A 7,303-nucleotide genomic window follows, 5' to 3' on the forward strand; every position below is an offset into this window, starting at 1 on the left:
GTCAGGCATTCTGTAGCATTGGCCGGCGCGCCGTGGGTGCGTCTTAGCTTTATCAGATGGAGAGCGCTATGGCTTGGAATGAGCCGGGTGGCAACTCGAATAATCAGGATCCCTGGGGTGGCAAGCGTCGTAACAACGGCGACCGCAAGGGGCCACCGGATCTCGACGAGGCCTTCCGCAAGCTGCAGGAAAGCCTGAACGGTTTGTTCGGCGGTGGTAAGAAACGCAGCGACGACGGTGGCGGTCGCCCGGGCAATGGCGGTGGTTTCGGCCTGCTCGGCATCGGTCTCGTCGTGCTTGCGGCCGTCTGGCTGTACAGCGCGGTCTATGTCGTGGACGAGCAGGAGCAGGCCGTGGTGCTGCGCTTCGGCAAGTACTACGAAACCGTCGGCCCGGGCCTGAATATCTATTTCCCGCCGATCGACCAGAAATACCTGGAAAACGTCACGCGTGAGCGTGCGTACACCAAGCAGGGCCAGATGCTGACCGAAGACGAGAACATCGTCGAAGTGCCGCTGACCGTGCAATACAAGATCACCAACCTGCAGGACTTCGTACTGAACGTCGACCAGCCGGAAGTGAGCCTGCAACACGCGACCGAAAGTGCCCTGCGCCACGTGGTGGGTTCCACCGCCATGGACCAGGTGCTGACCGAGGGTCGTGAACTGATGGCCAGCGAAATCAAGGAACGCCTGCAGCGCTTCCTCGACACCTATCGCACCGGTATCACCGTCACCCAGGTCAACGTCCAGAGCGCGGCGGCGCCGCGTGAAGTCCAGGAAGCCTTCGACGACGTGATCCGTGCCCGTGAAGACGAGCAGCGTTCGCGCAACCAGGCCGAGACCTACGCCAACGGCGTGGTGCCGGAAGCCCGTGGCCAGGCGCAGCGGATCATCGAGGACGCCAACGGTTACCGCGGCGAAGTGGTCTCCCGTGCCAAGGGTGAGGCTGATCGCTTCACCAAGCTGGTGGCCGAATATCGCAAGGCCCCTGAAGTGACCCGTGAGCGCTTGTACCTGGACACCATGCAGGAAGTCTTCAGCAATACCAGCAAGGTCCTCGTGACCGGCAACAAGAACGGCCAGAGCAACCTGCTGTACCTGCCGCTGGACAAGATGGTCGAGGGTGGTCGCAGCACCAGTGCGCCGCCGAGCAGCGCGGCTGCCGCCAGCAATGAAGCCAATGCCCGTGCTGCGGCGGACTTGCAGCAACAGCAAACGCGTACCAGGGAGAGTCGCTGATGAGCAATAAATCACTGATCGCCCTTATTGTCGGTGTCGTCGTTGCGATCGCTGCCTGGAACTGCTTCTACATCGTGGCTCAGACCGAGCGTGCGGTGCTGCTGCAATTCGGTCGCGTGGTCCAGCCTGATGTCCAGCCGGGCCTGCACGTGAAAGTGCCCTACGTCAACAAGGTGCGCAAATTCGATGGCCGCCTGATGACCCTGGATGCGCCGACGCAGCGTTTCCTGACGCTGGAAAAGAAAGCCGTGATGGTGGATGCCTATGCCAAGTGGCGTGTGAAGGATGCCGAGCGCTTCTACACCGCGACCTCCGGCCTCAAGCAGATCGCCGACGAGCGCCTGTCCCGTCGTCTGGAGTCGGGCCTGCGTGACCAGTTCGGCAAGCGTACGCTGCATGAAGTGGTGTCCGGTGAGCGTGATGCGCTCATGGCCGATATCACCCGTTCGCTGAACGGCATGGCGGAAAAAGAGCTGGGTATCGAAGTGGTCGATGTCCGGGTCAAGGCTATCGACCTGCCCAAGGAAGTGAACCGCAGCGTGTTCGAGCGCATGAGCACCGAGCGTGAACGTGAGGCTCGCGAGCACCGCGCCAAGGGTAACGAGCTGGCCGAAGGCATTCGTGCCGACGCCGATCGTCAGCGTCGTGTGCTGCTGGCCGAGGCGTATCGTGAATCGGAAGAGGTTCGCGGTGACGGTGACGCCCAGGCGGCTGCGATCTATGCCAAGGCTTTCGGCCAGGACCAGGAGTTCTACGCGTTCTACCGTAGCCTGCGCGCCTACCGTGAAAGCTTTGCGAACAAATCCGATGTCATGGTCCTGGACCCCAGCAGCGAGTTCTTCCGCTTCCTGGAAAAGGCCAAGCCTTGATGCGGCGTTGACCTGAGACACTCCGCCCGGCGGCTAAAGCGTCGGGCGGGGTGATCCTTTGGGAAAACGTGTGTATGATGCGGCAGCCGGGAAATTCCCGGCTTTTTTGCGTCTGCACGTTCGATTGCGGTTTTTGCGGCAGGCGTCGGGTTGAATGACCCGGCAGGTTTTTCGAGGAAAGTGCAGGGCGGGGCCGGTTGCAGGTCATTCGTCACGTCGCTCTTGCGCGTGTTTTACGCAGGGCGCAGGCATTTTCTGCTTCACTCAGGGCCAGCCCGAACGCTGGCCGCCCGGACCATAGGGGAATGGCGTAATGGCAACGGTAGACCGCTGGCTGCTGCCAGATGGCATCGAAGAAGTACTGCCACCGGAAGCTGCGCGTATCGAAGTAGCGCGTCGGCAGGTGTTGGATCTGTTCCAGAGCTGGGGTTACGAGTTTGTCGTCACCCCTCATATCGAGTACCTGGAATCCCTGCTGACCGGCGCGGGCCAGGACCTGGACCTGCGTACCTTCAAGGTGATCGACCCGCAGTCGGGCCGGCAGATGGGCTTTCGCGCCGACATCACGCCGCAAGTGGCGCGCATCGACGCCCACACCCTGCGCCGGGAAGGTCCGAGCCGCCTGTGCTACGCCGGCAGCGTGCTGCACGCCCAGCCGCGTGCGCTGTCCTCTTCCCGCAGTCCGATCCAGTTGGGCGCCGAATTGTATGGCGACGCCAGCCCGAGCAGCGACGTGGAAGTCATCAGCCTGATGTTGGCCATGCTGCAACTGGCGGACGTACCGGATGTCCACATGGACCTGGGACATGTCGGCATTTATCGCGGCCTTGCGCGCGCGGCCGGGCTGTCCGGGGAAGTGGAGCAACAACTGTTCGACGCCCTGCAGCGCAAGGCTATCGACGAAGTCATCAGCCTGACCGAAGGCCTGCCGGCCGACCTGTCCGCCATGTTGCGGGCGCTGGTTGACCTGTGCGGCGGTCGTGAAGTGCTGGCGGCGGCCCGTCAACGCCTGGCCCATGCCCCGGCGCCTGTGCTGGCGGCGCTGGACGATTTGCTGGCGATTGCCGAGCGCCTGTCGGTGCGTTTCCCGCAGTTGCCGCTGTACTTCGACCTCGGCGAGTTGCGCGGCTATCACTACCACACCGGTGTCGTGTTCGCCGTGTTCGTGCCAGGCGTGGGCCAGTCCATCGCCCAGGGCGGTCGTTATGACGACATTGGCGCCGATTTTGGTCGCGCCCGCCCGGCGACGGGTTTCTCCACCGATTTGAAAACCCTGGTGACCCTGGGGCGTGCTGAGATCGAGCTACCGTCTGGCGGTATCTGGATGCCTGACAGTACGGATGCGGCACTCTGGCAGGCAGTCTGCCAGTTGCGCAGTGAGGGTCAGCGCGTCGTCCAGGCCTTGCCTGGACAACCTCTGGCCGCCGCCCGTGAAGCGGACTGCGACCGGCAATTGATTCTGCAGAATGGGCTTTGGCAGGTACTGCCGCTGGCTTCTTGAGTTTTCCTGCCGGCGGCTGCCGGCACCAAGTTTGCGCGAATGAGGACAAGTGTTATGGGTAAGAATGTCGTAGTCCTGGGCACCCAGTGGGGTGATGAGGGCAAAGGCAAGATCGTTGATCTGCTGACCGAACATGCTGCCGCCGTAGTGCGCTACCAAGGTGGCCACAACGCAGGCCACACCCTGGTGATCGACGGTGAAAAAACCGTCCTGCACCTGATTCCGTCGGGCGTGCTGCGCGAAGGCGTGCAATGCCTGATCGGCAACGGTGTGGTAGTGGCGCCCGACGCCCTGCTGCGAGAGATCGTCAAGCTGGAAGAGAAGGGTGTGCCGGTGCGCGAGCGCCTGCGTATCAGCCCGTCCTGCCCGCTGATCCTGTCCTATCACGTGGCGCTGGACCAGGCCCGTGAAAAAGCCCGTGGCGAGTTGAAGATCGGTACCACCGGGCGCGGTATCGGCCCGGCCTATGAAGACAAGGTGGCCCGCCGTGGCCTGCGCATCGGTGACCTGTTCCACCGCGAGCGCTTCGCCGCCAAATTGGGCGAGTTGCTGGACTACCACAACTTTGTCCTGGTCAATTACTACAAAGAGCCGGCCATCGACTTCCAGAAGACCCTGGACGAATGCATGGAGTACGCCGAGCTGCTCAAGCCGATGATGCTCGACGTCACCGCCGAGCTGCACGTGCTGCGTCGCGCCGGCAAGGACATCATGTTCGAAGGCGCCCAGGGCTCGCTGCTGGACATCGACCACGGTACCTATCCGTACGTCACCAGCTCGAACACCACCGCCGGCGGTATCGCCACCGGTTCGGGCTTCGGCCCGATGTACGTGGACTACATCCTGGGTATCACCAAGGCCTACACCACCCGTGTCGGTTCGGGTCCGTTCCCGACTGAACTGTTCGACGACATCGGTGCCTTCCTGGCCAAGCGCGGCCATGAATTCGGTGCCACCACCGGCCGTGCCCGTCGTTGCGGCTGGTTCGATGCTGTCATCCTGCGTCGCGCCATCGACGTCAACAGCATCTCGGGCCTGTGCCTGACCAAGCTGGACGTGCTGGACGGCCTGGAAACCATCAACATCTGCGTGGGCTACAAGAACCAGGACGGCGCCGTCATCGACGCACCGACCGACGCCGACAGCTACATCGGCCTGGAGCCGGTGTACGAGCAGATGCCGGGCTGGACCGAATCCACGGTCGGGGCCAAGACCCTGGAAGAGCTGCCAGTGGCGGCGCGCAACTACATCAAGCGCCTCGAAGAGTTGGTCGGCGCGCCGATCGACATTATTTCGACGGGGCCGGACCGCAACGAAACCATCGTTCTGCGTCATCCATTCGCCTGATAACTTGTTGATGTAAAACACAAAGGGCCCCTGTTGGGGCCCTTTGTCGTTTCTGCCTGCCTACCGGCACGACACTTGCTACGCATCTGCGTTAAGGCACCGCTTTTATGAGTGCTATCAATTTAATGGCGTTTGGTAGAGGGATTTCACGTGTCGGCCGTTCTCTCACTGTTACAAAGCCGTTTATTACGGCCCGTGTTCGTTACTCTCGGTATCGCCCTTTTGGTGCAGGTGTTGGTGGCCGTTGCGCTGACCCGCAGCACGGTCACGGCACTGGAAGCCGATTTGGGCAGCCGTCTTGGCGTGGACAGCCAGAAGCTGTCCGGCGAGTTGGAGCAGGCAGGGCGTGAGGTGACGTCGAGCCTGGACAGCCTGTCTGCCAATACTCGCCAGCGGCTGAACGTCGGTTTGTCCTCGCGTCTGAAAGACGAGCAGGCGCAGTTGCGTGGCGCGTTGGAGAAGGACCTGAAGGATTCTGCCAACGATATGGCGCAGCTCCTGGCGTCGGTCGCACCGCGTGCGATGTGGGACGGCGATGTGCCGACCCTTTCCGAATTCGCCCGTCGAGCCCAGCGCAACCCTAACGTGCTGTTCGTCATCTATGACGACGCTGCGGGCGAGCACCTGACGCGTTATCTGAACCGGGAGAACCCGATCAACAAGGCCTTGCTGGAAAAAGGCAAGGGTGAGCGGGCGCTCGATAAGGTGTTGGACGCGGCAAAGAGCGATCCGTCGGTGTATTACCTTGAAGCGTCCATCAACCCTAACGGCGTGGAAATCGGCAAAGTGCTGATGGGGGTCTCCACGGCGTCGGTGGAAACCGACCTCAAGGCGCTGGATCAGCGATTCTCGGCGTTGATCGCCAGCAGTGACCAGCTGGTCGGCGACAGTCTCAAGGGTGCCGCCGCGGACAGCGCCACGGCCATGCGCGGCCGGCTGGCATCGGCCCAGGCCACGGCGACACAAATGCAGACCAATACCGCGTCGACCGTGCAGGAGGCCGCCGGCACCTTGCGTTGGCGCATCGGCCTTGGCCTGGCGCTGGTGGGTTTCGGTGTGTTGTTGCTGTTGGCGGTGGTGTTGGGGCGGCGAGTCGTCAATCGCCTGAAACTGTTGATTGCTGCAATGAACGATCTGGCAGCGGGCGAGGGTGACCTGACCAAGCGTGTGCAGATCAGCAGCAAGGACGAAATCGGCGACATGGCTTCGGCGGTCAACCGCTTTGTGGATAAGTTGCAACCCATCGTCCGGGAGGCGGGGGATGTGGCTCAGCGCACGGGCGTGGAAATCGGGGCGATGACCTTGCGCAACTCGGGAGCCGATGCGGCTGCCGGGATGCAGCGTGATGAAGTGGCCGAGAGTTTGCGTGCGCTGTCGCAAATGGCTGATGAGGCGCAGTCGGAAAGCCAGGCGATGCAGGCCGCCTTGCAGCAAGTGGTGGAGATTCGCCAGGCCACTGATGAAAACACGCGCACGTCGGCCAAGGTCGGCGGGCTGATCGAGGCGCTGGCCGTGCAGGTGGACACGGGGGCGAAGGTCATCGAGCGGCTGGCGCAGCAGAGTGAGCAGATCGAAGTGGTGTTGACGGTGATCCATGGCATCGCCGAGCAAACCAACCTCCTGGCGTTGAACGCAGCCATTGAAGCGGCGCGTGCCGGGGAAACCGGGCGCGGGTTTGCCGTGGTGGCGGACGAAGTGCGGGCGCTGGCGAGCAAGACCCAGAGCTCGACCGGCGACATCCAGGCCCATATCGTGGCGTTGCAGCAGGGTGCTCGCGAGGCGGTAACCGCCATCGGCCAGGCCGGACGGCAGGCCAGCGAAGGTTTGTTGGTGTTGCGCGACAGTGCGCGCCTGCAGCAAGCGGTACAGGCGTCCGTGGAACAGGTGCATGCGGCCATTGGCCTGGCGACCCAGGCGGCGGCTCATCAAGCTCAGGGCGCGCAAGCGGTGCGCGGGCGAGTGGAGACCATCCATGCCCAGGCCGAGAAGGCGGCCCAGGCAGTGGTCGAGACCACGGCCAGCGGCAAGGTGCTGGACAGCCTGGCGGCGCAGTTGAAGGCGAGCCTGGGGCAGTTCCGGGCTTGATCGGGCGGCTGGGCAGGCCTCATCGTCGGATTGCCGCCCGGAGCAAGCTCGCTCCCGCAAGGATCGCAGTGAACAGAGATCCGATGTGGGAGCGAGCTTGCTCGCGATAGCGACTTCAGCGACTCAAATATTTCCAGAACCCGGAAACGCAAAAACCCGCTTTCGCGGGTTTCTGTGAGGTTCAAGATAATTACCTTGAAGCTTGAATTGGTGCCCAGAAGAAGACTCGAACTTCCACGACCTTGCGGTCACCAGCACCT

Annotated in this window: 5 protein-coding genes; all 5 read left to right on the forward strand. The window is 62.7% G+C overall.

All coding sequences use genetic code 11. The features are described from left to right. The first annotated feature begins 68 nt into the window (after positions 1-68). The 5 genes from hflK to ACODSJ_RS07750 all read left to right on the forward strand — a co-directional run bounded on the left by hflK (position 69) and on the right by ACODSJ_RS07750 (position 7,043). On the forward strand, positions 69-1,241 hold the full coding sequence (gene hflK / locus ACODSJ_RS07730; protein WP_489101153.1) for an FtsH protease activity modulator HflK: 1,173 nt from the start codon (positions 69-71) through the stop codon (positions 1,239-1,241). After that, positions 1,241-2,110, forward strand: coding sequence for a protease modulator HflC (gene hflC, locus ACODSJ_RS07735; RefSeq protein ID WP_260958927.1), 870 nt, complete (start codon positions 1,241-1,243; stop codon positions 2,108-2,110). Before hflK ends, hflC begins: the two co-directional genes overlap by 1 nt. Before the next feature lie 313 nt (positions 2,111-2,423). Further along, the gene (locus ACODSJ_RS07740) at positions 2,424-3,611 is read left to right on the forward strand and encodes an ATP phosphoribosyltransferase regulatory subunit (RefSeq protein ID WP_489101154.1); all 1,188 of its coding nucleotides are present in this window, start codon (positions 2,424-2,426) and stop codon (positions 3,609-3,611) included. Positions 3,612-3,665: 54 nt separating this feature from the next. Beyond that, positions 3,666-4,958: an adenylosuccinate synthase gene (locus tag ACODSJ_RS07745; protein ID WP_489101155.1), complete on the forward strand. Its 1,293-nt coding sequence runs from the start codon at positions 3,666-3,668 to the stop codon at positions 4,956-4,958. A gap of 150 nt (positions 4,959-5,108) precedes the next feature. Continuing rightward, positions 5,109-7,043, forward strand: coding sequence for a methyl-accepting chemotaxis protein (locus ACODSJ_RS07750; RefSeq protein WP_489101156.1), 1,935 nt, complete (start codon positions 5,109-5,111; stop codon positions 7,041-7,043). Positions 7,044-7,303 lie beyond the last annotated feature (260 nt).

This window comes from Pseudomonas sp. FG6, from assembly GCF_057809015.1.